26 protein-coding genes are annotated in these 23,574 nt (G+C 63.5%); 14 read left to right on the top strand and 12 right to left on the bottom strand.

Annotated features, from left to right (window positions below):
* Positions 1 to 195: 195 nt before the first annotated feature.
* Together HU763_RS10465 and pdxR are read left to right on the top strand one after the other, a co-directional pair.
* Positions 196 to 537, top strand: a complete 342-nt coding sequence (locus HU763_RS10465) for a hypothetical protein (RefSeq protein WP_186684675.1) — start codon at positions 196 to 198, stop codon at positions 535 to 537.
* A 125-nt stretch (positions 538 to 662) separates the two neighbouring features.
* Positions 663 to 2,096 (top strand): MocR-like pyridoxine biosynthesis transcription factor PdxR, encoded by a 1,434-nt coding sequence (gene pdxR / locus HU763_RS10460; RefSeq protein ID WP_186684672.1) that lies wholly within the window; start codon positions 663 to 665, stop codon positions 2,094 to 2,096.
* Here the strand turns inward: pdxR and HU763_RS10455 are convergent.
* Together HU763_RS10455 and HU763_RS10450 are read right to left on the bottom strand one after the other, a co-directional pair.
* Entirely contained in the window at positions 2,089 to 3,285 is a 1,197-nt protein-coding gene (locus tag HU763_RS10455) for a cyanate transporter (protein ID WP_186684670.1), read from the bottom strand. The genes pdxR and HU763_RS10455 overlap by 8 nt on opposite strands.
* Positions 3,282 to 3,740, bottom strand: a complete 459-nt coding sequence (locus HU763_RS10450; protein WP_170029387.1) for a nucleoside deaminase — start codon at positions 3,738 to 3,740, stop codon at positions 3,282 to 3,284. The genes HU763_RS10455 and HU763_RS10450 overlap by 4 nt, the downstream gene beginning before the upstream one ends.
* Before the next feature lie 195 nt (positions 3,741 to 3,935).
* Between HU763_RS10450 and HU763_RS10445 the strand changes: the two genes are divergently transcribed.
* On the top strand, positions 3,936 to 4,373 hold the full coding sequence (locus tag HU763_RS10445) for a carboxymuconolactone decarboxylase family protein (RefSeq protein WP_170029386.1): 438 nt from the start codon (positions 3,936 to 3,938) through the stop codon (positions 4,371 to 4,373).
* A 130-nt stretch (positions 4,374 to 4,503) separates the two neighbouring features.
* Here the strand turns inward: HU763_RS10445 and HU763_RS10440 are convergent, their stop codons facing one another.
* Positions 4,504 to 5,514 (bottom strand): AraC family transcriptional regulator, encoded by a 1,011-nt coding sequence (locus HU763_RS10440; RefSeq protein WP_186684668.1) that lies wholly within the window; start codon positions 5,512 to 5,514, stop codon positions 4,504 to 4,506.
* 168 nt (positions 5,515 to 5,682) lie between these two features.
* On the opposite strand from HU763_RS10440, the gene HU763_RS10435 reads away from it, so the two are divergent.
* From HU763_RS10435 to HU763_RS10425, 3 genes are read left to right on the top strand one after another with little or no spacing between them, the layout of a single operon-like run.
* Positions 5,683 to 6,867, top strand: coding sequence for an acetyl-CoA C-acyltransferase family protein (locus tag HU763_RS10435; protein ID WP_186684666.1), 1,185 nt, complete (start codon positions 5,683 to 5,685; stop codon positions 6,865 to 6,867).
* A 13-nt stretch (positions 6,868 to 6,880) separates the two neighbouring features.
* Entirely contained in the window at positions 6,881 to 7,729 is an 849-nt protein-coding gene (locus HU763_RS10430) for a 3-hydroxybutyryl-CoA dehydrogenase (protein WP_186684664.1), read from the top strand.
* Positions 7,730 to 7,741: 12 nt separating this feature from the next.
* The gene (locus tag HU763_RS10425; RefSeq protein ID WP_186684662.1) at positions 7,742 to 8,323 is read left to right on the top strand and encodes a TetR/AcrR family transcriptional regulator; all 582 of its coding nucleotides are present in this window, start codon (positions 7,742 to 7,744) and stop codon (positions 8,321 to 8,323) included.
* 110 nt (positions 8,324 to 8,433) lie between these two features.
* On the opposite strand, the gene HU763_RS10420 is transcribed toward HU763_RS10425, so the two are convergent.
* Genes HU763_RS10420 through HU763_RS10400 form a run of 5 tightly spaced genes read right to left on the bottom strand, consistent with a single transcriptional unit; the run spans position 8,434 to position 14,932 of the window.
* Entirely contained in the window at positions 8,434 to 8,811 is a 378-nt protein-coding gene (locus HU763_RS10420; RefSeq protein ID WP_170029381.1) for a response regulator, read from the bottom strand.
* A 43-nt stretch (positions 8,812 to 8,854) separates the two neighbouring features.
* A complete protein-coding gene (locus HU763_RS10415; RefSeq protein WP_186684660.1) occupies positions 8,855 to 10,081 on the bottom strand; it encodes a hybrid sensor histidine kinase/response regulator in 1,227 nt (408 codons plus the stop codon).
* Positions 10,075 to 10,650, bottom strand: a complete 576-nt coding sequence (locus tag HU763_RS10410; RefSeq protein ID WP_186684658.1) for a chemotaxis protein CheB — start codon at positions 10,648 to 10,650, stop codon at positions 10,075 to 10,077. The genes HU763_RS10415 and HU763_RS10410 overlap by 7 nt, the downstream gene beginning before the upstream one ends.
* Positions 10,647 to 11,468 carry a CheR family methyltransferase gene (locus tag HU763_RS10405; protein ID WP_186684656.1) on the bottom strand — a complete coding sequence of 274 codons (822 nt, stop codon included), beginning with the start codon at positions 11,466 to 11,468 and terminating at the stop codon, positions 10,647 to 10,649. Before HU763_RS10405 ends, HU763_RS10410 begins: the two co-directional genes overlap by 4 nt.
* Complete coding sequence (locus HU763_RS10400; RefSeq protein ID WP_186684655.1) at positions 11,465 to 14,932, bottom strand: response regulator; 3,468 nt, start codon at positions 14,930 to 14,932, stop codon at positions 11,465 to 11,467. Before HU763_RS10400 ends, HU763_RS10405 begins: the two co-directional genes overlap by 4 nt.
* Positions 14,933 to 15,180: 248 nt before the next feature.
* On the opposite strand from HU763_RS10400, the gene HU763_RS10395 reads away from it, so the two are divergent.
* Entirely contained in the window at positions 15,181 to 15,531 is a 351-nt protein-coding gene (locus HU763_RS10395; RefSeq protein WP_186684654.1) for a response regulator, read from the top strand.
* A gap of 70 nt (positions 15,532 to 15,601) precedes the next feature.
* Here HU763_RS10395 and cobF read toward each other — a convergent pair whose 3' ends face one another.
* Complete coding sequence (gene cobF / locus HU763_RS10390) at positions 15,602 to 16,351, bottom strand: precorrin-6A synthase (deacetylating) (protein ID WP_186684653.1); 750 nt, start codon at positions 16,349 to 16,351, stop codon at positions 15,602 to 15,604.
* A gap of 67 nt (positions 16,352 to 16,418) precedes the next feature.
* Positions 16,419 to 17,708 carry an OprD family porin gene (locus HU763_RS10385; RefSeq protein WP_186684652.1) on the bottom strand — a complete coding sequence of 430 codons (1,290 nt, stop codon included), beginning with the start codon at positions 17,706 to 17,708 and terminating at the stop codon, positions 16,419 to 16,421.
* Positions 17,709 to 18,068: 360 nt separating this feature from the next.
* On the opposite strand from HU763_RS10385, the gene HU763_RS10380 reads away from it, so the two are divergent.
* From HU763_RS10380 to HU763_RS10370, 3 genes are all read left to right on the top strand, one after another.
* Positions 18,069 to 18,428, top strand: coding sequence for a histone-like nucleoid-structuring protein, MvaT/MvaU family (locus HU763_RS10380; protein WP_170034136.1), 360 nt, complete (start codon positions 18,069 to 18,071; stop codon positions 18,426 to 18,428).
* Between the two features lie 225 nt (positions 18,429 to 18,653).
* Positions 18,654 to 19,181 carry a lactoylglutathione lyase gene (gene gloA, locus HU763_RS10375; RefSeq protein ID WP_186684651.1) on the top strand — a complete coding sequence of 176 codons (528 nt, stop codon included), beginning with the start codon at positions 18,654 to 18,656 and terminating at the stop codon, positions 19,179 to 19,181.
* Positions 19,182 to 19,278: 97 nt separating this feature from the next.
* Positions 19,279 to 19,521 carry a hypothetical protein gene (locus HU763_RS10370; protein WP_186684650.1) on the top strand — a complete coding sequence of 81 codons (243 nt, stop codon included), beginning with the start codon at positions 19,279 to 19,281 and terminating at the stop codon, positions 19,519 to 19,521.
* Positions 19,522 to 19,585: 64 nt separating this feature from the next.
* Here HU763_RS10370 and HU763_RS10365 read toward each other — a convergent pair whose 3' ends face one another.
* Positions 19,586 to 20,407: a shikimate 5-dehydrogenase gene (locus HU763_RS10365; RefSeq protein WP_186684648.1), complete on the bottom strand. Its 822-nt coding sequence runs from the start codon at positions 20,405 to 20,407 to the stop codon at positions 19,586 to 19,588.
* 152 nt (positions 20,408 to 20,559) lie between these two features.
* On the opposite strand from HU763_RS10365, the gene HU763_RS10360 reads away from it, so the two are divergent.
* From HU763_RS10360 to HU763_RS10350, 3 genes are all read left to right on the top strand, one after another.
* Positions 20,560 to 20,895, top strand: a complete 336-nt coding sequence (locus HU763_RS10360) for a hypothetical protein (RefSeq protein ID WP_170029370.1) — start codon at positions 20,560 to 20,562, stop codon at positions 20,893 to 20,895.
* 93 nt (positions 20,896 to 20,988) lie between these two features.
* Positions 20,989 to 21,171, top strand: coding sequence for a hypothetical protein (locus HU763_RS10355; RefSeq protein ID WP_170029369.1), 183 nt, complete (start codon positions 20,989 to 20,991; stop codon positions 21,169 to 21,171).
* 190 nt (positions 21,172 to 21,361) lie between these two features.
* Complete coding sequence (locus HU763_RS10350; RefSeq protein WP_186685059.1) at positions 21,362 to 22,180, top strand: S24 family peptidase; 819 nt, start codon at positions 21,362 to 21,364, stop codon at positions 22,178 to 22,180.
* Positions 22,181 to 22,217: 37 nt separating this feature from the next.
* On the opposite strand, the gene HU763_RS10345 is transcribed toward HU763_RS10350, so the two are convergent.
* The gene (locus HU763_RS10345; protein ID WP_186684646.1) at positions 22,218 to 22,529 is read right to left on the bottom strand and encodes a DUF1654 domain-containing protein; all 312 of its coding nucleotides are present in this window, start codon (positions 22,527 to 22,529) and stop codon (positions 22,218 to 22,220) included.
* 247 nt (positions 22,530 to 22,776) lie between these two features.
* Here HU763_RS10345 and HU763_RS10340 point away from each other — a divergent pair, with 247 nt between their 5' ends.
* A complete protein-coding gene (locus HU763_RS10340) occupies positions 22,777 to 23,451 on the top strand; it encodes a polysaccharide lyase family 7 protein (RefSeq protein WP_186684644.1) in 675 nt (224 codons plus the stop codon).
* Positions 23,452 to 23,574 lie beyond the last annotated feature (123 nt).

The following is a 23,574-nucleotide window of genomic DNA, read 5'->3' as shown; positions in this document are numbered from 1 at the left end:
CAGGCACCCATGAGGGAAGCGGCCTGGTGTTACGACAGGCCGCTTCCTCGCTGCTACTCGCCAGTCGGGGGTGGCATCTGTAACGCGCAGTATTTTCCTACGCGGTGCTCGGAAGTGTCTTACTTGTTGCCCCTGGCCGATGAAAACATGATCGGCACTGGATGACGCAAGATCGCGATCCAGAGGAGGCTCCGCATGCACCTGTACGCTCGCTTTACCGCCGAATTGCGCAGCACCCTGCGCGAACTGCTGGCCCACGACATGGACAACCCGGATGAAGACCCCCACCTGTCGGGGGTGATGTTCTTCTGCGCCACGGATGAACGCTCCAGGCAACTGATCGAGCGTATCGAGTTGCTGGCCAGCGAAGTGTTCTTCGACGCGAACGGGCGGGCCATTGCCCAGCATATGAAGGCGGCAGCCGTGGAAGGCGTGCGTATCAAGCGCAACCGCACGGCGCCTGCGGATGAAACGGTGATACGCATAGCGTTGGCGGACAAAGGCTACATCACGGTGAGTACAGCCCGTTTTTGCTGACCAGCAGCCTGTCAGCGGCTTGGTCAACCCATCGCTGGCTTGCCGGAGATGGACCGCAGGGCGGCCCCATGCCCTTCCCTCGTCTATCCGCTATCCTGAGCGCTTCCCCCGCTCCGGACCCGCCCATGGAACTGCACATCCGCCTGCAAGGCCGCAAAGGCCTGGCCGACCAGCTCTACCAGCAATTGCGTGCCGGCATCGATAGCGGCCACCTGGCTGCCGGCACCCAACTGCCGCCAAGCCGCCTGCTGGCCGAGCAACTCGGCGTGTCACGCAAGACCGTGGCCGAAGCCTATTCCCGGCTGACTTATGACAACCTGCTGAGTGGCGTGGTCGGCCGTGGCACCTTCGTCACCCCGCGCCAGCCGCTGCGCAGCAGTGACTCATCGGCCATTCCCCTGGCCAGTGCCGCTGCGCTCGAACGCTGGCAGCAGCGCGCCACCGTGCTCAGCCGACGGCAGCTGGAATCACCCTCACGCTATGACTTCATCGGCGGGGCTTCGAGCAAGGCGCAGTTCCCGTTCGACCAATGGCGCAGTTGCCTGAACTACGCCTTGCGCCGCAGCCAGCGCCACCCCGAGCGGCACTTCCCGGCCCAGGGCCTGCCCGAGCTGCGCGAGGCCATCGCCCATCACATCGCCTACGCCCGAGGCGTGCACTGCAGTGCAGCCGACCTGCTGGTATGCAACGGCGCACAGCAGGCATTGGACCTGATCGCCCGGGTGCTGGTCGAGCCGGGTTGCCAGGTGGCCATGGAGGACCCTGGCTACCCACCCGCACGGCAGCTGTTCCTGGCGCTGGGCGCGCGCCTGCAGTCGGTGCCGGTGGATGACGAAGGCCTGTGCGTGGAACAGATCGCCGACGGCACTCGGCTGATCTATGTGACGCCTTCGCACCAGTTCCCGCTGGGCATGCCGATGAGCGAGCCACGCCGGCACGCCCTGCTGGCGAGGGCCGCCGAGCTGGGGGCGTTGATCGTCGAAGACGATTATGACTGCGAGTTCCGCTACCACGGGCCGGCTGCAGACGCGCTGCAGCGCCTCGACCGCCATGGCCTGGTGGCCTACGTGGGGACGTTTTCCAAGACCCTGCTGCCAGAACTGCGGCTGGGCTATGCCGTGCTTCCGCCGGCCGTGCTGCAAGCCGCCTGCGTGGCCAAGCACCTCAGTGACTGGCACAGCCCGACCCTGCTGCAGTGGGCGCTGGCGCGTTTCTTGGCCGAAGGCCACCTGAACAAGCACATCCGCCGTTGCCACGATATCTACAGTGCCCGTCGCGAACGCATCCTGGCGCGCCTGGGCGGCGACCTGGGGCCATGGTTCAGCGCCATCCCTGCCAGCGCCGGCTTCCACCTCAGCGCCCTGGCCAGCCCAGGGGTGGATGTCGAGTTGCTGACCACCCTCGCACGCAAGGTGGAGGTCGGCCTGTACTCGCTGGCACCGTTCTTCAGTGAGGCAGCGGTACGCCCCGGGCTACTGCTGGGCTTCGGCGCCATCGAACTGCTGGATATCGACCCGGCGCTGGACCGGGTGCGCGACACCCTGCAGCGCCTCAGTTGACTGGTGCAGCCTTGCCTGGAGCCAGCGGGCGGGCGATGGCCGCAGCATAGCCGCGTGGGCTGAAGCAGGCGGTCACCAGCAACATTGTCAGCACGGTCACGCTCAGCAACGTCCACGATGCCTGGAAGCCACCGCTCACATCCCGCAACCAGCCGGTGATGTACGGCACGATGCCGGTGATGATGAAACCGATCCCCTGCACGAAAGTCGCCAGGCTGCCCGCCTCGGCCGGGGTCTTCAGATGTTCGAGGGTCAACGTCAGGCTCTGGCTGAAACAGGCGCCCAGGCCAAAGCCGATCAACGCCACCCATAGCCCCGGGGCCAGTGTGGGCGCCAGCAGCAGGCCGAGGAAACCCACCAACTGAATCGCCAGCGCCAGCCACAGACCGGGGCGGCGGTCTGCCCAGCGCCGCAACAGCAGCGGCAGGCCCAGCGCCCCGGCCACCTGGGACAGGGTCATCAGGCCAACCAGGTCTGCACCGCCCTGGGCGCTACCGCCGTGCTCGATGTGATAGGCCGGCAACCAGGCGACCATACTGGTATAGCCGCCGTTGATCAGGCCGAAGTACAACGCCAGCAACCAGGCCCGGCGCGTCCCGAACCAGTGTCCACTCGCGGCACCGGCCTGCGTCGGTGCAAGCTGGCGAGGCCGCAGCATGGCCCAGGCCAGCAGCGCCAGAAACGCAGGGGCCGCCCACAGGCCCAGGCCGACCTGCCAGTGGCCGAAATAGCTGCTGACATGCGGCCCGAGTACTGCGGCCAGGCCGCCACCGCTCATCAGCGCCGCCGAATACAGGCCCATCGCCGCCGCCAGGCGGCCGGGGAACCAGCGGTTGACCAACCCTGGCATCATGCCCTGCACCAGCGCCACCCCCAGGCCGGCCAGCAACGCACTGGCGATCAATGCCCAGGCACTGTCCAGTTGCAGGCGCCACAGGCAGGCCAGGGCGATCGCCGCCAGGCCGGCGAGCATGCCGCCATGCTCGCTGATCCCGCGCCGCAACCACGGTTGCAGCAGCGGCACCAGGCCCATGCACAGCACCGGCACTGCCGTCAGCAAGGCAGCCTGCTGATAGCCCAGGCCAGTGCTGGCGCGCATGGCTTCGAGCAACGGGCCGATACTGGTCAGGATCGGCCTCAGGTTGACTGCCAGCAAGATCACCAGCAACAGGTTCAACGCCGTCCTCATTGCGCGTTGGCCTGCTGCCATTCCAGGTACAGGCCGGCTTCGCCGCTGGGCTTCAGCGCCCGCAGCGGCAGGCTCTGCTGTTGCGGCGGGCGGGCCATCTGCGCGTAGACCGCCGCGGTGGACAAGCCGAAGGGTTCGCCCTCGGTGTTGTCGTAGGCAAACCAGGCGCGCTCGATGCCACACAGGTGCATGGCCGCCAGGCACATCGGGCACGGATGGCCGCTGGCGTAGATTTCGGCACCCGCCAGGCGCGCCTGGCCCAGCGCATGGCTGGCTTTGCGGATGGCCTGGATCTCGGCGTGGGCGGTAGGGTCCTGGGTGCTGTGGATCTCGTTGACCGCGCGCGCCAGCACCTGGCCCTGGTACACCAGCACGGCGCCGAAGGGCCGGCCACCGGCGCGGATGTTGGCCCGGGCCAGGTCGAGGGCTTCACGCATGAATTGTTCTGCGGACATGAATAATTTCTCCTGTAACGACACCCGGTCATTATCCCGGCCCGCACGCTGGGGCAGAAATGAAGAGATTGGATGCCTGTCAGTGGCCAGCCGAATGGCCGATTGGCCTCCCGCTTATGTGCGTGATTGGCTATCGGGGCGGCGCAGGGCCGACGCTACAGTAGCGCCATCCCCCACACACCCTTGGAGATAGCCATGCACAACCGTATCGAATGGGCCAAGCACGCCCCTGAGGCCTACCAGGCGATGGTCGGCCTGGAACAGGCCCTGGCCAGGAGTGGCCTGGAGAATTCGCTGCTGGAACTGGTGCGCCTGCGGGCTTCGCAAATCAACGGCTGCGCCTACTGCGTCAACCTGCACGCCAACGATGCGCGCAAGGCCGGTGAGACCGAAGCCCGCCTGCAGACCTTGTGCGTCTGGCAGGAAACCGCCTACTTCACCCCACGCGAACGCGCTGCGCTGGCCTGGGTCGAAAGCCTGACCCGGCTGCCCGAGCACGGTGCGCCGCAGGCACATTATGAAGCCTTGCAGGAGCACTTCGAGCCGGCCGAGGTGGCCAACCTGACCTTGGCGATTGCCACCATCAATGCCTGGAACCGCTTTGGCGTCGGCTTTGCCATGGTGCCGGCCTGATCATTTGAGCCGCTGCCAGTGCCGGCCTCGTCGCGGGTGAAGCCGCTCCCACAGGGAATTCATGGCATTCGAAAGTTGCGCCGTACCTGTGGGAGCCAGCTTGCCGGCGATTGACCGATGCAGGTAAATGCTATCGCCCGGCCAACCGCGCCCGGTAGCTGCCCGGGCTCTGCCCGGTCCACTTCTTGAACGCCCGGTGAAACGCACTGGGTTCCTGGAAGCCCGCCTGCTCGGCGATCTCGGCAATGCTCAACACCCCTTCGCGCAAGCGCTCGAAAGCCATTGCCCGGCGCACTTCGTCCTTGATCTGCTGGTAGGAGCGGCCTTCCCGCTCCAGCTGGCGGCGAAACGTGCTGGCACTGACCCCCTGCTGCTGCGCCAGCGCCGCCAGTGTCGGCCACTGCCCGTAGCGCCGCGCCCGCAGGTGCCGGTACACCTCGGCCACCAGCCCGTTCTGGTTGCGGAAGCGAATCACCAGCCCCTGTGGCGCGCTGCGCAGGAAGGTTTTCAGGGCGGCCAGGTCCTGCACCACCGGCAGGCGCAGGTAGGCGCTGTCGAACTCCACTTCGGTACGCCCGCTACCCAGGCGCAGGTCTGGCCCCCACAACAACAGGTCGTCCTCTTGCGCCGGGCGCGACACCGCCAGCTCGGTGCGGTCGATGGCGATCCGCCGCCCGGCCAGCCAGCACAGCATGCCGATCATCAGTACCAGGTAGGTTTCCTCGGCATACACCCGGGTCAGCGGGTCGGCAATGGTCGAGTGCACGCTGATCACGGCCCGCCCGCCACGCACCGTCAGGCTGCCGCGCAAGTCACGCAGGAACAGGCCGAAACCGGCCATGCACTGGCGCAAGGCTTTTTCCAGGTTCGGCTCGAGGATCAGGCCCCGGCAGATCAGCGCGAAGCTGCCCTGCGGCATGCCATGGCTGTCGAGGCGGAAGAACTCGTCATCCAGGCGCTGGATCAGCGCCAGCCACAGCTGGGCGAAGGCCTTGGCCGGCACGCGGGCCTGGGGCTGCGCGAGCAGTTGCGGGTCGATGCCCACCGCGCGCAGTTGCGCATCGCGTTCTTCGGGGCAGTCGCGCAGGGCGTGGAGCATGGCATTGAGGAAGTACACGGCGACCGAATCGCTATCGCGCATGGCGGTTTTCGCTGTCTATGCTGAGTGGCAAAAAGTGCCAGGTTGTTTGAACAGTTCCGGCATAGGCTGCAACAGAGCCTTTGCCTAGACTCGGTCCCACTCCGGGATCGCCGGCCATTCTCGCAGAGCCTGGCCCGGTCCCGCCATGCCTTCGCAATCGGAGCCCCTATGAGCAGCGCAGAAATCTACGTCGTCAGTGCCGTCCGTTCAGCCATCGGTGGCTTTGGCGGTTCCCTCAAGGACCTGCCGCTGGCTGACCTGGCCAGCGCCATCACCCGTGCCGCCATCGAGCGCTCTGGGGTTGCCGCCGAGCAAATCGGCCACCTGGTGATGGGCACGGTGATCCCCACCGAGCCACGCGATGCCTACCTGGCCCGGGTCGCGGCGATGAACGCCGGCCTCCCCAAGGAAACCCCCGCGTTCAACGTCAACCGCCTGTGCGGCTCCGGCTTGCAGGCGATCGTCTCGGCGGCCCAGTGCCTGCTGCTCGGCGACACCGAGGTGGCCGTGGCGGCCGGCGCCGAATCCATGAGCCGTGGCCCGTACCTGCTGCCACAGGCACGCTGGGGTGCGCGCATGGGTGACCTGCAAGGTATCGACTACACCGTCGGCGTGCTGCAGGACCCGTTCGAGCACTTCCACATGGGGATCACTGCCGAGAACGTCTCGGCCAAACACGGCATTACCCGCGAGATGCAGGACGAACTGGCCCTGACCAGCCAGCGCCGCGCCGCCCGCGCCATCGCCGAAGGCCGTTTCGCCAGCCAGATCGTTCCGCTGGAGCTGAAGACCCGCAAGGGCAGCGTGCAGTTCAGTGTCGATGAACATGTGCGTGGCGAAGTGACCGCCGAACAGCTGGCCGGGATGAAGCCGGTGTTCAAGAAAGACGGTACCGTCACTGCCGGCAACGCCAGCGGCATCAACGATGGCGCAGGCGGCCTGGTGTTGGCCACGGGTGACGCGGTGCGCCGCCTGGGCCTGAAGCCGCTGGCACGCCTGGTCGGCTACGCCCATGCCGGCGTCGAGCCGGAACTGATGGGCCTGGGCCCGATCCCGGCCACCCGCAAGGTACTGGAAAAGACCGGCCTGAAGGTGCAGGACCTGGACGTGATCGAGTCCAACGAAGCGTTTGCCGCCCAGGCCTGCGCCGTGGCCCGCGAACTGGGCTTCGACCCGGAAAAGGTCAACCCCAACGGCTCGGGCATCTCGCTTGGCCACCCGGTGGGCGCCACCGGCGCGATCATTGCCACCAAGGCCATCCATGAACTGCAGCGCATCCAGGGCCGCTACGCCCTGGCCACCATGTGCATCGGCGGTGGCCAAGGCATCGCCGTGGTCTTCGAGCGCGTCTGAGGGAGGCTGACCGATGAACATTGAACAAATCGCCGTGATTGGCGCCGGCACCATGGGCAACGGCATTGCCCAGGTGTGTGCAGTCGCCGGCTACCAAGTGTTGCTGGTGGATGTTTCCGACGCGGCGCTGGAGCGCGGCGTGGCCACCTTGAGCAAGAACCTCGAGCGCCAGGTCAGCAAGGGCAGCCTCGATGCGGACAAGGCTGCGGCGGCGAAAACGCGGATCCGCACCAGCACCGACTACAGCCAGCTCAACGGTGCGCAACTGGTGATCGAGGCGGCCAGCGAAAACCTGCAGCTCAAGCAGCGTATCCTGCAGCAGGTTGCGGCCAACGTCGCCGCCGAGTGCATCATCGCCACCAACACCTCATCGCTGTCGGTCACCCAGCTGGCTGCCAGCATCGAGCACCCCGAGCGTTTCATCGGCGTGCATTTCTTCAACCCGGTGCCGATGATGGCACTGGTCGAGATCATCCGCGGCCTGCAGACCAGCGACAGCACCTATGCCCAGGCACTGGTGGTGACCGAAAAGGTCGGCAAGACGCCGATCACCGCCGGCAACCGCCCGGGCTTCGTGGTCAACCGCATTCTGGTGCCGATGATCAACGAAGCGATCTTCGTGCGTCAGGAAGGCCTGGCCAGTGCCGAGGACATCGACACCGGCATGCGCCTGGGCTGCAACCAGCCGATCGGCCCGCTGGCGCTGGCCGACCTGATCGGCCTGGACACGCTGCTGGCGATCATGGAGGCCTTCCATGAAGGCTTCAACGACAGCAAGTACCGCCCTGCCCCGCTGCTCAAGGAAATGGTCGCGGCCGGTTGGCTGGGGCGCAAGAGCGGCCGCGGTTTCTTCACCTACTGAGGAGCGAACGCCATGCCCCCGGTCAATGCCGCGATGCGCTGTGCCAATTTCGAGGAGCGACGTGAGCGGGCCATGGCGCTGTTTGCCGAAAAGGGCTTTGGCCAGGTCAGCATGCGCGAGCTGGCGGCCCATGTAGGCCTGACTGCCGGCTCGCTGTACCACCACTTCCCCAGCAAGCAGGACCTGTTGTACGACCTGATCGAAGAGTTGTACGAGGAGTTGCAGGCTACCCTGGACCAGGGCCGCCGGGCCATGGCCCGCGGGGCATCGGCGTTGTCCTGCCTGATTGCGGCGCACTGGCAGCTGCACGCCGAGCGACCGCTGCAGTTTCGCCTGGCGGAGCGCGACTTGTGTTGCCTGAGCGACGACCAGCAGGGGCGCCTGGCCTTGTTGCGCAAGCGCTATGAGGCGGGGTTGCTGCGGTTGATCGCACCGCAGGCGAAGCTGCAGGGGGAAGCGCTGGTGGCTACCGCGCATGTGCTGGCGACACTGCTGAACCAGTTGCCGGGGCTGTTGAAGGCGTTGCCCGAGGAACAAGGACTGGGCTTGATGGAAAGCATGCTGGTGGGTGGCCTGGAGCGGACACTGCGCTAGCCTGTTACGGCCCTTTCGCGGGTAAACCCGCTCCCACAGCAACTGTGCAAGTCTCAAGGTTTGCACAGTTCCTGTGGGAGCGGGTTTACCCGCGAAAGGGCCAGTGCAGGCTAGCGCAGAAGCGACTGGATCTGCTCGTGCAGGGTATCCAGGTCGAACGGCTTGGCCAGAATCGGTGCCTTGCGCGTGATCGGGCTGCCGGATTCAAGAATCTCGGCCGGGTAGCCGCTGATGAAAATCACCTTCAGGTCCGGCCGCAACTTGACCGCCGGTTCGGCAATTTCCACGCCGGATATCCCGCCGGGCAGGCGGTAGTCCGTCACCATCAGGTCCAGGTGCGGTTTGCTGGCCAGAATCGCGAATGCCTGCTCGCCATCCTCGGCCACCAGTACGTGGTAGCCCTCGCCTGCCAGGTAATCCCGCAGGATCATGCGAATCGCCGGCTCATCCTCGACGACCAGCACCACATCTTGTGCATCTTCACTCATGTCAACGCCTTGAAATGCTTGCAACAGCCATCAGACCCCAGGCTCATGCAGAGGTTGCCCGCGCCTGGTCGTTTTGTTGTTCGCAGGCTGCCAACGGCAACTGCAGGGTGAACGTGGCACCCTTGCCCTCTTCGCTGTCGAGCAGGATACGCCCGCCATGGGCCTGGACGATCTGCTCCGATATGTACAGCCCCAGGCCCAGGCCACCGCTGGCCTGCTGGGTAGCCACCCGCTCGAACTGCTGGAAAATGCGCTGCTGGTTGGCCGCGCCAATGCCGATGCCATGGTCCTGCACCTGTACGCAGGCCAGGCCATCTTCCTCGTACACACGCACCTGCACCGGTTTGCGCTCACCGTAGCGCAAGGCATTGGACAGCAGGTTGGCCAGCACCTGCTCGATGCGAAACTCGTCCCATTCACCGTGCAGCGGCTCGCAGCGTTGCAGTTCGATGTGGGTATCCAGGGCAATGGCCTGGGCCGCAAAATTCTCCACCAGGCCACGCACCAGCTGGCCCAGGTCGAACGCCTTGGGCCGCAGCGACAGTTTGCCGGTGCGAATGCGCGACACATCGAGCATGTCCTCGACCAGGCGGATCAGGCTGTTGATCTGCCGCTCGTCGCGCTCGACCATGGCCTGGAGCTTGTCACTGCTGAACGCGGCAAGGTTGCCGCGCGAAAGGTGCAGCTTGCGCAGCTGGGTTTCGAGGATCAGACCATTGAGCGGAGTGCGCACCTCATGCGACACGATCGACATGAAGTCATCGCGCATGCGCACGGCATGCTCCAGCTCGGCCCGCGCCGTCTGCAACTGCGTCAACAGCATTTCCTGTTCCTGGCGGCTACGCTCCAGCGCCTGCAACTGGCGGTCGAGCACCTTGCGCTGGCGGTACAGGTCGACGAACACCGACACCTTGCTCTTCACCGCCAGGGTGTCGAGCGGTTTGTGCAGGAAGTCCACCGCACCGCTTTCGTAGCCCTTGAAGGCGTAGTTCATCTCACGCCCGGCGGCAGTGACGAAGACAATGGGGATGTTGCGGGTCTTTTCCGTACCGCGCATCAGCTCGGCCAGCTCGAAGCCGTTCATGCCGGGCATCTGCACATCGAGGATGGCCAGGGCGAACTCATGTTCGAGCAACAGCGACAAGGCGGCTTCGGCAGACTGGGCCTGGTGCACCTCGCGATCTTCGCCCTGGATCAAGGCGTCAAGGGCCAGCAGGTTTTCCGGCAGGTCATCGACGATCAGCAGTTTGGCGGTGGTGTGGCTTAGCATGCGCTGGATTCCAGGGCAGCGAGCAACTGCTCGATACCACTCAAAGTAAGGATATGGTCGGGCTGATGCAGGGCCAGGGCAGCCTCCGGCATCAGCGCAACCTGTGCATCGCGAGGGTCCTGGACGATGGTCCGGCCCCCGCTGTTCTTGATATAGGCAAGCCCTGCGGCACCATCTTCATTGGCACCGGTGAGCAGCACGCCAAGCAGGCCGGCACCGTAGGCGTCGGCGGCTGACATGAACAGGAAGTCGATTGCCGGTCGGGAGAAATGCACCGGCGGCTCCTGGCTGAGCGACAAGGTGAAATCGCGTTCCACCGACAGGTGATAACCCGGCCCGGCCACATAGATCTGCCCAGGCCGCAGCAGCTGCTTGTCGCGCGCCTCGCACACGGGCCGATGCAGGCGGCGTTGCAGCACTTCGGCCAGCTGGCTATGGCGGTCATCCGGCAGGTGCAGTACGCAGACCACCGGCAGGGCAAAGCCGGCCGGCAACGCGCCGAGCACCTTGAACAGGGCCGTCACCCCGCCTGCCGAGGCGCCGATCACCACCGCGCGCACGCCGTTCATGATTTACGGTAGATCCGTTCGGGCTTGACCAGCGGCTCGAAGCGCTCGGCATAGGCGGAAAAATCCACCGACTCCTTGCTGCCCAACACCAGGAAGCCGCGGTGGCACAGGGACTCGTGGAACAGCCCCAGGGCGCGGTCCTGCAATACCTTGTCGAAGTAGATCAGGACGTTGCGGCACGACACCAGCTGGGTTTCGGAAAACACGCTGTCGGTGGCCAGGCTATGGTCGGCGAAGGTTACGTTTTCGCGCAGCGAGCTGTCCATGATGGCATTGCCGTAGGCCGCCGTGTAGTAGTCGGAAAAGTCCCGCCGGCCACCGGCCAGGCGGTAGTTTTCAGCGTATTCGTACATGCTCTGCATCGAGTAGATGCCCTGCTTGGCCTTGTCCAGCGAATGCGGGTTGATGTCGGTGGCGTAGATGATGGTGCGCTCCAGCAACCCTTCCTCGCGCAGCAGGATGGCCATCGAATAGACCTCCTCGCCAGTGCTGCAGCCAGCAATCCAGACCTTGATCGACGGCCAGGTGCGCAACAGCGGCACCACTTCGTTGCGCACTGCCAGGAAGTGCTCCGGGTCGCGGAACATCTCGCTGACCGGGATTGTCAGGTACTGCAGCAACTGCATGAACATGCCGGGGTCGTGCAGCACGCGCTCCTGCAGCGCCGATACCGTCAGGCAATCGAACTGGCGCAGCGCATGTAGGATCCGGCGCTTGATCGAAGCGCCGGAATAGTTGCGGAAATCGTAGCTGTACTTGAGGTAGATGGCCTCGATCAGCAAGCGGATTTCGATGTCGGTGTTACGTTCGCTAGTCAAATTCGCTCCAGTTGCGGCAGCCAGACACGGATCAGCGAGAACAGACGGTCCAGGTCGATCGGTTTGGCCAGGTAATCGTTGGCGCCAGCCTGCAGGCAACGCTGCTGGTCATCCTTCATCGCCTTGGCGGTCACGGCGATGATCGGCAACTTGCGCCACCGCGCTTGCTGGCGGATCAGGCGGGTGGCCTCGAAGCCATCCATTTCCGGCATCATCACGTCCATCAGCACCAGGTCGATGTCATCATGCTGTTCCAGGCGCTCGATGGCTTCACGCCCGTTGCGACCGATCTCGACGATCGCGCCCTTGTGTTCCAGCGCGCTGGTGAGGGCAAAGATGTTGCGCACGTCGTCGTCCACCAGCAACACCTTGCGGCCCTCGAACACCTTGTCGCGGCTGCGCGCAGTCTTGAGCATGCGCTGGCGTTCGTTGGACAACTGCGACTCGACCTTGTGCAGAAACAGCGTCACTTCGTCGAGCAGGCGTTCCGGCGAGCGCGCACCCTTGATGATGATCGAGCGCGAATACTTGAGCAGGTCGGCTTCTTCTTCGCGGGTCAGGTTGCGCCCGGTGTACACGATCACCGGCGGGAAGGCGCGGATGTCCTCGGCGGTCATGCGCTTGAGCAGCTCGTTGCCGAGCATGTCCGGCAGCTTGAGGTCGATGATCATGCAGTCGTAGATGTTCTCGCGCAGCAGCGCCAGGGCATCCTTGGCCATGGCCACGGCGGTGATCTCGATATCCTCATCGCCGATCAGCCGGGCAATGCTTTCGCGCTGCAGGTCGTCGTCTTCCACCAGCAGGATGTGCTTGAGCTTCTGGGTCAGCTTGGCCTCCAGGCGGGCGAACACTTCCTTGAGTTCCTCGCGGCTGGTGGGCTTGACCGCGTAACCGACGGCGCCCATGTGCATGGCCGCCTCGACCCGGTCTTCCACGGAAATGATATGCACCGGGATGTGCCGGGTGCTGGCCTGCTCCTTCAGGCGTTGCAGCACGGTGAGGCCGGAATGGTCGGGCAGGCGCATGTCCAGCAGGATGGCATCGGGAATGTACTGCATGGCCAGCTCGAAGCCCTCGTCGGCGCCCTGCGCGACCAGGCAGCTGTAACCCAGCTCGTGGGCCAGGTCGAACAGGATATGGGCGAAGTTCGGCTCATCCTCGATCACCAGAATGCAGCGGTTGGCGAACGGCGCGCGCTCGCGGTCATCGGCAAACGCCGGGGCCGGGCGTTGTGGCTTGGTCGCCACGGGTGTCGGCGCAGCCGGTGGCAAGGCATCGACCGCCGGGCGCAGGGCGAGCGGTTCGGCGGTCTGTGCCTCACGCTCGTAGCGCTCCGGCAGGATCAGGCTGAACACGCTGCCCTGGCCGAGGCTGCTGTCGACGCTGATCTGCCCTCCCAGCAAATGCGCCAAGTCGCGGGAAATCGACAGCCCCAGGCCGGTGCCGCCATAACGCCGGTTGCTGGTGCCATCGACCTGATGGAAGGCACCGAAGATCGCCTGCTGCTGGTCGGCGGCAATACCGATGCCGCTATCGCGCACGGCAAAGATGATGCCGCTGTCGGGCTGGTAGCCAATGTTCAGGCTGACCTGGCCGCGCTCGGTGAACTTGATGGCGTTGGACAGCAGGTTCTTGAGGATCTGCTCCAGGCGCTGGCGGTCGGTGAACAGGGTGGCCGGCACCTGGGCGTCGGTGGTGACCTCGAAGGCCAGGCCCTTGTGCGCGGCCAGCGGCTCGAACATGCCGCGCAGGCCTTCGACCAGGCGCTCCAGCTGGGTGGTTTCCGGGCGCACTTCCAGCTTGCCGGCCTCGACCTTGGCGATGTCGAGGATGTCGTTGATCAGGTTGAGCAAGTCGTTGCCGGCCGAGTAGATGGATTCGGCGAACTTGACCTGTTCCTCGCTGAGGTTGCCTGCGACGTTCTCGGCCAGCAGCTTGGCCAGGATCAGCGAACTGTTCAGCGGTGTGCGCAGCTCGTGGGACATGTTGGCGAGGAACTCGGACTTGTACTTGCTCGAACGCTGCAGCTCTTCGGCGCGCGCCTGCAGTTGTTCCTGGGCGTGGAGCAGTTCGTCGTTCTTGCGGTCCAGCGCCTCGGTGCGCTCGGACAACTGCTCGTTGGTCTGCTCCAGCTCCGCCTGCTGGGTTTCCAGGTGGGCCTGGGACTCCTTGAGCACGCGGGATTGTTCCTCCAGCTCTTCGTTGGCGGTTTTCAGCTCTTCCTGCTGCACCTGCAGCTCTTCGTTCAGTTGCTGGGTCTCGGCCAGCACTTCCTGCAGGCGCTGGCGGTAGCGGGCGCTGTCGATCGAGATACCGATGTTGCCACCAAGCCGTTGCAGCAGTTCCTCGTCACGTGGGAGCAATGGCCGCAGGAAGCCCAGCTCGAGCACGCCATTGACCTGCGAGCCCTCGCCAGCCGGCACCAGCACTGCGCTGAGCGGCAAGCCCCGGCCCAGGCCGGAGCTGAGGTGGAAATAGCCTTCTGGCAAGTTGTCCAGGCGCAGCAGGCGCCCCTCGCGCACGGCCTGGGCCAGCAAACCTTCGTGATCGCCCAGCACCTGCTCGCGGGCCTGTTCTTCGGCATCCAGGCCGTAACAGGCCACCCGCACCAGGTGGCCATGCTCGTCGCGCACGTACATGGCCCCGACCACGCTGCCCAGGTAGCCAGCAAAAAAGCGCAGGATATTGTCACCCAGCATGGACAGGGTCAGCTGGCCCAGTACCTGCTCGGCCAGCTGGGTCTGGCCGTTGCGCAGCCAGGCCTGGTGCTCCAGGTGCTCGGTGGCGCGTTGCTGGGCGTGCAGGTTTGCATCGTAGCTGGCCGACAGCGCCAGCAGGTCACGCCGCCCCAGATAGGCGAGCAAGGCGCTCAGGCCGACGATGAACAACACGAACGACAGCATGACCGTCACCGTGACACTGCTGACCCGCTCGTTACGGGCCATGCGCAGCTGCTGCTCGGCACTGATCAGGGCATCGAACTCTTTGCGGATCTCATCGGTCAGGCGCTTGCCGCGACCACTGCCGATCGTCGCGCGGTAGTCGCCCTGGCTGCGGCGCTGGGCAATCAGTTCGCTGCCAAAGGCGTTCCAGGCCTGTTGCAAGGCGATCAAGCGGTCAATGCGCTCGACCTGCTGCGGGTTGTCCTCGACCATGCTGCGCAGGCCCTGCAGGCTGCCGAAAATACGCGGTTTGGCCACCTCATAAGGATCGAGAAAAGTCTCGTCGCCGGTGATCAGGAAGCCGCGCATACCGGTCTCCATGTCGATCGACAGCTTGACCGTCTCGTTGGCATTGCCGATGACCCGGTCGGTGTGCTCGACCCACTGCATGGCCGAAAGCAGGTAGTTGATCACCACGACAAAGGCCAAGGCCCCCAACAGGCCCACCCCCAAAGGGAGGCCGACGTTGCGGGTCAACAACTTGCGGAAGCTGCGCTGGTCCATCGAGGCTGCTTGAATCATGTGAAAACGCCCGAGCAAGAAAAGTCCATGAAGAGTGTGGCCGATCAATCGTTGTTGTTATCTGCCACTGCACCGTCCTGTTAAGCGAGTCTAACCAGCTTTAGCGGGTCTGGCAGGGCATTTAGCCAGTATTTGAAGGTGGTGTGCGCCAATCGTTCCATCTGATTGCATGGACCGGTATCCTCGGGAACTTCTGCTGCCACCCGGTGCACAGATTAAAGACATTCCATTTGTACAGGATCAGAACCATGCACCTTCTGGTAGTCGAAGACGACGACATCGTCCGCATGCTGATAGTCGAAGTGCTCGACGAGTCAGGCTATAAGGTCATTCAGGCGGAAAACGCCAGCGCGGCGCTGCGCATCCTCGAAAACCCGGACCAGCCGCTGGCGCTGATGATGACCGACGTCGGGCTGCCGGACATGCGCGGCGAGGCGTTGGCGGCCAAGGCGCGCGAACTGCGGCCGACGCTGCCGGTGCTGTTCGCCAGCGGCTATGCCGAAAGCGTCGATGTACCAGAAGGCATGTACCTGATCAGCAAGCCGTTCAGCATCGACCAATTGCGCGATCAGGTGATGGCCATCGTGGGTCCTGCTTGAGGTGAACGCACCCGGCTTTGCAGGCTTGCGTGCAGGCCGCATGGTCTCCAGCTGATGCGGTAGCCGTACCTCACAACTCCCTGCGCAACAGGTAGGTATCCATGATCCAGCCCTTGCGCCGGCGCTGCCGTTCGCGCACTTCGAGGATCTGTGCCTTCACCGCCTGCAACGGCCCGGCAATCAGCACTTCATCTTCGGTCCCCAGATACGCGCCCCAGTAGATCACCAATGCCGGGTCATCGAGCTGGGCAAATGCGCACTGGCCATCGAGCATCACCACCACATTGTCGATACGCCCCTGCGTCGCCAGGCATCGCCCTGGCAGCACCGTCAGCGGTTCACCAATGCGGTTGAGCGGCACCTGGTGACGCGCAGCTAGGGCCTGCACGCTGCTGATGCCGGGAATCACCCGCAGGCGCAGCGCTACGCCGCGCTCGCGGACCAGGTCGAGAATGCGCAAGGTACTGTCATACAAGGCCGGCTCGCCCCACAGCAGGAAGGCGCCCACCTCCCCGGCGCCGACCTCCTGGTCGATCAGTTGCGCGTAAAGGGCCGCACGCTGGCGGTGCCAATGCCGTACCGCACCCAGGTAGCCGTCGGCATGCCCCTCGCGCACAGGGTCGGCCACCTGTACCAGGCGATAGCCGCCCTCAGGCCGGTAACGTTGCAGGATAGCCTTGCGCAGTTGCACCAGCTCATCTTTGTCGCGGCCCTTGTCGAGCACGAAGAACACGCTGGCCTGGGCCAGCGCCTCGACCGCCTCGTAGGTGATCTGGCGCGGGTCACCGGGGCCGATGCCGATCAACAACAGGTCTTTCATTGCCCTGCCCTTTGCGCGAACCAGCAACCATTGTCGGGCGGCTGCCGGTATTTGGCAAAGCAAGCGATCAGAACAGCGAGAAGTTGTAGCTGACGATGACCCGGGTCTCGTCCATGTCACGTGCCCAGCGTTCATAGTTGCTGCGGTAAGTGGAATTGCGCAGGCGTACGCTGACGTCCTTGAATGTGCCAGTTTGCACCTGGTACTTGAGTTCGGTGTCGCGTTCCCATTCCTTGCCTTCGGCCGTACTGCCCGGCACCTTGATACTGTCGCCGTTGATGTAACGGGTGAAGAAGGTCAGGCCGGGTACACCCAGGGCTTTGAAGTCGTAGTCATAACGCACTTGCCAGGAGCGTTCCTGGGCGGCGGCGAAATCGTTGACCTGGGCGTAGTTGACCAGGTACGGGTTGCTGCCATCCAGGTACGGCATGGCACTGTCGCCGTACATGCGCTGCCAGCCGGCACTGAGCTTGTGGCCACCCAGGCTGTAGCCGAGCATGCCGCTGAGTGCGCGGTGGTCTATTTCACCAGCGCGGGCATTGCCGATGTCATCACTCTTGATCAAGCGCAGGTCGGCCGACAGGCTGCCCACCGCCAATGGCTGGCTGGCCACCAGGCCGAGAAAGTGCTGGCGGTAGATGTTCTCCAGCTTGGCCATCTGGTACTGGGCGCTGAGGCGCTCGTTGAAACGGTAGTCGACACCGGCCAGGTCAAAGTGGTCGGCCTCGATATCGCAGGCATAACGCTTGTTCTTGCAATGCACGCGAATGTCCTGACGGTCGGTGGAATCCCGTGCGGTGTATTTATCCAGGCGGGCCAAGGTCAACTTCAGGTCTTGCACTTCTTCGGAAGTCAGCATGGCGCCGTGGAACATGGTCGGCAGCAGGCGGCCATCGTTGTACTTGAGCAGCGGCACGTCCGGCATCATCGAACCGTACTTGAGCACGGTATTGGAAACCTTGGCTTTGCCGGCCAGGCCCATCTTCGCGTACTGGTCGGCCGAGTGCCGCGGATCGTGACCAGAAGACGGCAACAGGCCGCTGTTACTGTCCGCCGGGCTGGAATCCAGTTTGAAGCCGAACATGCCCAGTGCATCCACGCCAAAACCTACCGGGCCCTGGGTAAAACCGGATTGCACATTGAGGATGAAGCCTTGTGCCCATTCTTCGCGCTTGGACGCTCCCTGCTTGGAACTGCTGTGACCATCACGAAAGTCCCGGTTGAAATAGACATTGCGCGCTTCAACCTTGGCACTGCTGTCTTGAAGAAAACCAGCGGCTTGGGCATTGGCACCGGCACACAACAGGAACAGGCCGGCAACACGACGCCCGGGGGCGCGGGGAAAAGGGGCAAACATGCGGGGAAACATCCAGAATCAAGGCGAGTAAATAACCGGTGGCACAGGCTGGCCACGGTATAGCGGCGCGGCCGAAGAATACCCGGCCATCATCAGAAATGATCGCGCAACCGCTCTACAACGCACCATTGGACCATGGTCTAAGCGCCGGACAGGGCCACCGTGAAGAAAAAGACAAATAACGCACGGGGCACCGGGAAAGTTCCCCGCTTACTTCAAAAAAAGTTAGCAGTTTACCCGGTACCCGTGAATGACTACACTCGATATCAGCGAACAACAGAACCTACCCGTGTGGCCGGCGTTTTTATTTCTTCAATGTTCGTCACGCCCTGCCACCGCCGACGTACAGGAGTGATTACAGTGTCCAGACTTGCAGAGTTTCGTGCTGCCGAAAAAGCGCTCCAGGAACAGATGGCGCAACTGGAAGCGTTGAAAAAGGATGCCGGCCTCAAACGCGAAATCGAATTCGAGCAGAAACTAGTCGGCCTGATGAAAAGCTATGACAAGAGCCTGCGCGATATCATCGCCATCCTCGACCCGAAGGCCGCGCCCCGGGCGCCCAGTGCCGCGCCCAAACAACAACGCCGCCCACGCGTCGTGAAGGTTTACACCAACCCGCACACCGGCGAGCGAATCGAAACCAAAGGCGGTAATCACCGTGGCCTCAAGGCCTGGAAAGAGCAGTACGGAGCCGCCACGGTAGAAAGCTGGGTACGCTGATGAAACGTCCACGCAGACTTCACACTTTTTTCACAACGGCTGGCTCAGTATCGAGACAGCTAAAGGACTAGCGACCCCATCACGCGCCCGCACATGCGGGCCTCTAATTCCAGCGCCCTGCCTTGTGCAGGGCGCTTTCATTTGCGCAATCGGCGCACTGCCGTATCATGGCCAGCCTGTCTGTTTTGCCGGTGCCCTGCGCCCGGCCTTGCCTCAGGAGTTCCCATGAGCCTGCACGATCTGCAAACCCTGCCTGGCGTCACTGCCCAACCGGACGCTGCCACTGCTCAGTTCGTCTTCAACCACACCATGCTGCGGGTCAAGGACATCGAAAAGTCCCTGGACTTCTACACCCGTGTGCTGGGCTTCCGCCTGGTGGACAAGCGCGACTTCCCCGAAGCGGCCTTCAGCCTGTACTTCCTTGCCCTGGTCGACCCGGCGCAGATCCCGGCCGATGACGCCGAACGCCACCAGTGGATGAAGTCGATCCCCGGCGTGCTGGAGCTGACCCACAACCACGGTACCGAGAACGACGCCGAGTTCGCCTACCACAACGGCAACACTGACCCGCGCGGGTTTGGCCATATCTGCGTTTCGGTACCGGATGTGCGCGCCGCCTGCGCTCGCTTCGAGGCACTGGGCGTAGCGTTCCAGAAACGCCTGCAGGATGGGCGCATGAACCACCTGGCCTTCATCAAGGACCCGGACGGTTACTGGGTCGAAGTCATCCAACCGAGCGAACTCAAGGGCTGAACGTTCCCCGCGGTGCGCTCGTCGGGCCGGGAACTCCCGGCCCCTTGCTATGGTATATGAAGGTAACTGCTTCACATGCCACAGCGAGGTAAGGACGATGCAATCTCTTCACTGTGATTACCGCCAGCACACCATCACCGCCAGCGTGATGCCCCACCCCGACTCTCCCCTGCCCTACGCCGCCGGATGCCGGATTACCGACCCTGAAGGGCATACCAGCAAGCGCATGGCGATGCCGATGAAGTTCTTCTCCGACCTGGAGAACGCACAACATGTGTCGCTGGCCCATGGCCGGGCGCTGGTCGACCAGCAACTGGATGAAGGGCACAAGGTGTTCTGATCCTGGTTGGTTCTGTCTTGGCCCTTTCGCCGGCTTACCTGCGAAGGGGCCAAAACAGGCGCAATCAGATATCCCGGGCGTAAGCCACTGCCGCCTCCACCTGCGCCGACGTCGGTCGTACACCGGTATACAGCACGAACTGCTCCAGTGCCTGCAGCGCAATCACCTCCAGCCCGGAGATCACCGGTTTACCCAACGCCTGCGCCCGCCGAATCAATGGTGTATGCGCCGGCATCGCCACCACGTCGAACACCCGTTCCGCGGCAGCGATGGCGTTCTCGGAAAACGCCAGCTGCTCGGCCTCCGCACCGCCCGCCATGCCAATTGGCGTCACGTTGACCAGCATCGGCGGGCATAGGTCTTCCAGCTCAGCCACCCAGCGATAGCCGCACACATCTGCCAATTGCCGCCCGGCCTGCTCGTTGCGCGCGACGATGATGCCCTCGGCGAACCCGGCATCGCGCAGGGCACTGGCTACGGCCTTGGCCATGCCACCGCTGCCACGCAGGGCAAACGCCGTGCGCGGGTCGACCTGGTGCTGCGCCAGTAACTGGCGTACCGCCAGGTAGTCGGTGTTGTACGCCTTCAGATGGCCGTTGGTATTGACCAGGGTATTGACTGACTCGATGGCCGCCGCGGAGGGGTCGACCTCGTCGACCAACGCCATGCAGGCCTCCTTGTACGGCATCGATACGCCGCAGCCGCGGATGCCCAGGGCGCGGATGCCCGCTACTGCTGCCGGCAGGTCATCGGTGCGCATGGCCTTGTAGTAGAAATCCAGGCCCAGCTGCTGGTACAGATGATTATGGAAGCGCACCCCGAAGGTACCGGGGCGGCCGGCCAGGGAGATGCACAACACGGTATCTCTGCTGGGACTTGTCGACATAACCTGCTCCTTTGTCATAACTGAAACGTTTTTGCAGCGTAACAGAGGCAACCACTGGTCGTCCCTTACACAACCTTTACCGTTTCCCTGTGCTCAGCCGAGCAAGAGTGGGGTCATAGTTAACAGGACCCCACGCCTTGCGAGGTTGCTTTATGAACCGCCACATTCCTTCAGTCGCCCTGCTGGTCGGTGCCCTGGCCATCAGCGGGCCCGCTGCCGCCCATGGTGGCCATGGCGGCGGTGGTTGGTATGGCCCGGGCCCGCTGCTAGGTGCCGCCGTGGTTGGCGCGGTGGTCGGGGCAACGGTTTATGGCGGGCGCGAGCGTACCGTGTATGTCGAGCGCCAGCCGGTCTACTACGCACCGCCGCCGGTGTACATGCAACCGCCACCACCACCGGTGTACTACCAACCGTACTATGCGCCACCGCCGGGCTACCGCAGTTACTACGGCCCGCCACCGGTGTATTACGGCCCGCCGCGCTGGTGAGGGTTGATAGAACTAATGACCACTATCGAGGAAGTTGATTTCAAAGCGCCTCGGCTGCTGCGTATGGTGAAGCCATGTTTACAGGAGGTCCCCATGGCCACTATTCAGATCATGTCCGTTGTCGGCAGTGCCGTCCCCGCTGCGTTGCGTGAACAAGGCCTGCTGGCCTGCTGGTACCTGGTGCGCAACGGCGAAGCCGTTAGTGGCCCGATGCCGAGCCGGGCCTCGGCCCAGGCGCTGATCGAACAGCTGCAACCAGGCACCCTGGTCGCCTGACCCGTATTTGTTGTGCGTTGCTCCCTACGCCCTTCTGGCCCGCCGATTGGCGGGCCTTTTTTTATCGACGCAGGCCGGCTGACTTTTGTTGCAGGCCTGAATCGGTTTAGCCTGGCGCTAGCCACGGCGCAGAAAATATTTACCTTCATAGCTATTTAGCAACGAGCTAAACACTGGCATGCTTCGCCTCATGGACATCTACGAAATCCGCAAGCACAACCTGCTCAAGCTGATCGGCAACCAGAGAAAAGGCTCCTGTGCAGAGCGCTGGGGAATGGCCCCTGCACACCTCAGCCAGATCCTCTCGAACAAGACAGCGAAGAACCTGGGTGATGATGTGGCGCGCAGAATCGAGGGTATCGAGGGCTTGCCCAGGGGGTGGTTCGACACCATGGCGGCTGGTGAGCAGGCACAGGCCGACGTTGGCGACAGCAGGCTGTCCGCAGCTGACTTGGTCAAGCAGATGCTGGCCATAAGCGGCAAAGGCATTTCCGAGGAAACCCGGCAACGGCTGCTGGCTGCTGCCGAGGAGCCGGTAAAGGCCACGCTGGTCAAGGCTGACCTGGCTCAGCCCGGCCTGGTGGGTGACGAGGTATGGATCGCTCACTATGACGTGCGGGCGGCCATGGGCGGCGGGCAGGTCCCCCATGACTACCCTGAGATGTTCAAGGACGTTCGCGTCAGCCCAAGCCACCTGCGCGAGCTGGGCGTGGAATTCAGCGACCATCACCACCTGAAGATGGTGACCGGCTGGGGCCAGTCGATGGAGCCAACCATCAGGCACCGCGACCCGCTGATCGTGGACGTCAGCATCCGTGAGTTCGTCGGCGATGGCATCTACCTGTTTTGCTGGGGTGACCACCTCTATATCAAGCGGCTGCAGATCGCCGATGAAGAGCATTTCGAAATGATTTCGGACAACTCGCGACACAAGGACCGCATGGTCCGTCAGGAGGAAACCTACATCCAGGCCAGGGTGCTGCTGGTGTGGAATGCGCACCTGGTATGACGCCAAGCCCGCCTCCTGGCGGGCTTTTTTCTGCAATTCAGAACGGTGCAGCCTCGCCCGCCTGCTGCTCTACGGCAAGATCGTCGCACGCCCCCACGCTGCTGCGCGCCCAACGCAGGGTGACACTGTCGTCATCGTTGAAGGCCAGGTCCAACTCGGGCGTTTCGGCCAGCAGGCCCAGCACTTCCTCCCACTTAGCCTCACCATCCGTATCCAGGCGATGGAGCACAACCCAACGCTGGGTCTGTGCCAGCGGGTGGTTGATCATCGCTGACACCCGCAGGCTAAGCCGCTCTAAACCGGTCATTTGCTGGCGCTGCTGCAGCGTCGGCTTCATGTGCTTGGACATAGGCTCACTCCAATACCTGTATTTTTGTACAGTATTCGAGTAAAGCATAGCCCACTGCAAAAACCAGCGTAAAGCCCGTTTCCAGGAAAAATCCGACCTGGAGAAGATTTATCGACGAGCGAAATTAATTTAGCTCAAGCTATTGACATGAATTTAGCCCGCGGCTAATTTTTTTATCGACAGCGATGCCATAGTCGCTGCCAGCCCCAGGGGCACAACCCGTTATCAATTATCAAGGAGTACCTCCATGAGCGTAGACATCAGCAACCTCATCATTTCCGTTCCGGTGGCCGAATCCTCGACCAGCCTAGTCGCCGATGAACTCACCGGCAGCGAAGCGATCGTCCAGTATCCAGAATATGTGTCAGTGCTCGCCGACGGTTCGGTGCAGCTGTCTGCCCCGACCAAAGGCGTGTCGAGCAAAAGTACCCGGCGGACACGCTGCGAGTGGTCGGAGCCAACCTACTGGACGCTGGCCGGTGCCCCGAATCACTGGAATCGTCAAGTGATGACCCTGACCAAGGTCAACTGGGCGCAGAAGGTGGTCGTGGCGCAGATGCACGTGTACGGCGACGACAGCCCGCCAGTGAAGGTGTTCTGGAGAAAAGGCGATATCACCCTGGGGTTTCGGCAGACCTACAACCAGACCGATCCGGTGAACTCGACGGTGCTCAGGGGCGTCCCGCTGGGGGCGAAGTTTTCCGTGAGCATCCACGCCACCGCCCAGGGCACCGTCAACGTGACCGCCAGTTGCAACGGGGTGACCGGCAGCTCCGGCGACCTGCAGTTCGACAGCAGCTGGGCAGCGCACCAGTTCGAATTCCATGGTGGGGTGTACAACCAGGTCGATTATACCGATACGACCCCACCCGATGATGGCTCGATCTGCATCATCAGCGATCTGTCACTGGTCCATGCCTGAACTTGGCTAGCCGAAAAGACGTCCCGATGCCCTGTGCTCCGGCGCAGACAGCACGGGACGTTCTGCGACGAGATCGCCGTTGTCTGGCCAGCGCATTTGACCGCAAGGGGCCGGCTAACTACG

This window comes from Pseudomonas anuradhapurensis (assembly GCF_014269225.2).
In the GTDB taxonomy this organism is placed as follows: Bacteria; Pseudomonadota; Gammaproteobacteria; order Pseudomonadales; family Pseudomonadaceae; genus Aquipseudomonas; species Aquipseudomonas anuradhapurensis.
The sequence above is the reverse complement of the archived record's forward strand: the minus strand, read 5'-3'. Positions and strand labels throughout refer to the sequence as shown.

Excerpts from the sequence above, each read along its gene's own strand:
- HU763_RS10465 (WP_186684675.1), top strand. The coding sequence starts at position 196 with ATGCACCTGTACGCTCGCTTTACCGCCGAATTGCGCAGCACCCTGCGC.
- pdxR (WP_186684672.1), top strand. The coding sequence starts at position 663 with ATGGAACTGCACATCCGCCTGCAAGGCCGCAAAGGCCTGGCCGACCAG.
- HU763_RS10455 (WP_186684670.1), bottom strand. The coding sequence starts at position 3,285 with ATGAGGACGGCGTTGAACCTGTTGCTGGTGATCTTGCTGGCAGTCAAC.
- HU763_RS10450 (WP_170029387.1), bottom strand. The coding sequence starts at position 3,740 with ATGTCCGCAGAACAATTCATGCGTGAAGCCCTCGACCTGGCCCGGGCC.
- HU763_RS10445 (WP_170029386.1), top strand. The coding sequence starts at position 3,936 with ATGCACAACCGTATCGAATGGGCCAAGCACGCCCCTGAGGCCTACCAG.
- HU763_RS10440 (WP_186684668.1), bottom strand. The coding sequence starts at position 5,514 with ATGCGCGATAGCGATTCGGTCGCCGTGTACTTCCTCAATGCCATGCTC.
- HU763_RS10435 (WP_186684666.1), top strand. The coding sequence starts at position 5,683 with ATGAGCAGCGCAGAAATCTACGTCGTCAGTGCCGTCCGTTCAGCCATC.
- HU763_RS10430 (WP_186684664.1), top strand. The coding sequence starts at position 6,881 with ATGAACATTGAACAAATCGCCGTGATTGGCGCCGGCACCATGGGCAAC.
- HU763_RS10425 (WP_186684662.1), top strand. The coding sequence starts at position 7,742 with ATGCCCCCGGTCAATGCCGCGATGCGCTGTGCCAATTTCGAGGAGCGA.
- HU763_RS10420 (WP_170029381.1), bottom strand. The coding sequence starts at position 8,811 with ATGAGTGAAGATGCACAAGATGTGGTGCTGGTCGTCGAGGATGAGCCG.
- HU763_RS10415 (WP_186684660.1), bottom strand. The coding sequence starts at position 10,081 with ATGCTAAGCCACACCACCGCCAAACTGCTGATCGTCGATGACCTGCCG.
- HU763_RS10410 (WP_186684658.1), bottom strand. The coding sequence starts at position 10,650 with ATGAACGGCGTGCGCGCGGTGGTGATCGGCGCCTCGGCAGGCGGGGTG.
- HU763_RS10400 (WP_186684655.1), bottom strand. The coding sequence starts at position 14,932 with ATGATTCAAGCAGCCTCGATGGACCAGCGCAGCTTCCGCAAGTTGTTG.
- HU763_RS10395 (WP_186684654.1), top strand. The coding sequence starts at position 15,181 with ATGCACCTTCTGGTAGTCGAAGACGACGACATCGTCCGCATGCTGATA.
- cobF (WP_186684653.1), bottom strand. The coding sequence starts at position 16,351 with ATGAAAGACCTGTTGTTGATCGGCATCGGCCCCGGTGACCCGCGCCAG.
- HU763_RS10385 (WP_186684652.1), bottom strand. The coding sequence starts at position 17,708 with ATGTTTGCCCCTTTTCCCCGCGCCCCCGGGCGTCGTGTTGCCGGCCTG.
- gloA (WP_186684651.1), top strand. The coding sequence starts at position 18,654 with ATGAGCCTGCACGATCTGCAAACCCTGCCTGGCGTCACTGCCCAACCG.
- HU763_RS10370 (WP_186684650.1), top strand. The coding sequence starts at position 19,279 with ATGCAATCTCTTCACTGTGATTACCGCCAGCACACCATCACCGCCAGC.
- HU763_RS10365 (WP_186684648.1), bottom strand. The coding sequence starts at position 20,407 with ATGTCGACAAGTCCCAGCAGAGATACCGTGTTGTGCATCTCCCTGGCC.
- HU763_RS10360 (WP_170029370.1), top strand. The coding sequence starts at position 20,560 with ATGAACCGCCACATTCCTTCAGTCGCCCTGCTGGTCGGTGCCCTGGCC.
- HU763_RS10355 (WP_170029369.1), top strand. The coding sequence starts at position 20,989 with ATGGCCACTATTCAGATCATGTCCGTTGTCGGCAGTGCCGTCCCCGCT.
- HU763_RS10350 (WP_186685059.1), top strand. The coding sequence starts at position 21,362 with ATGGACATCTACGAAATCCGCAAGCACAACCTGCTCAAGCTGATCGGC.
- HU763_RS10345 (WP_186684646.1), bottom strand. The coding sequence starts at position 22,529 with ATGTCCAAGCACATGAAGCCGACGCTGCAGCAGCGCCAGCAAATGACC.
- HU763_RS10340 (WP_186684644.1), top strand. The coding sequence starts at position 22,777 with ATGAGCGTAGACATCAGCAACCTCATCATTTCCGTTCCGGTGGCCGAA.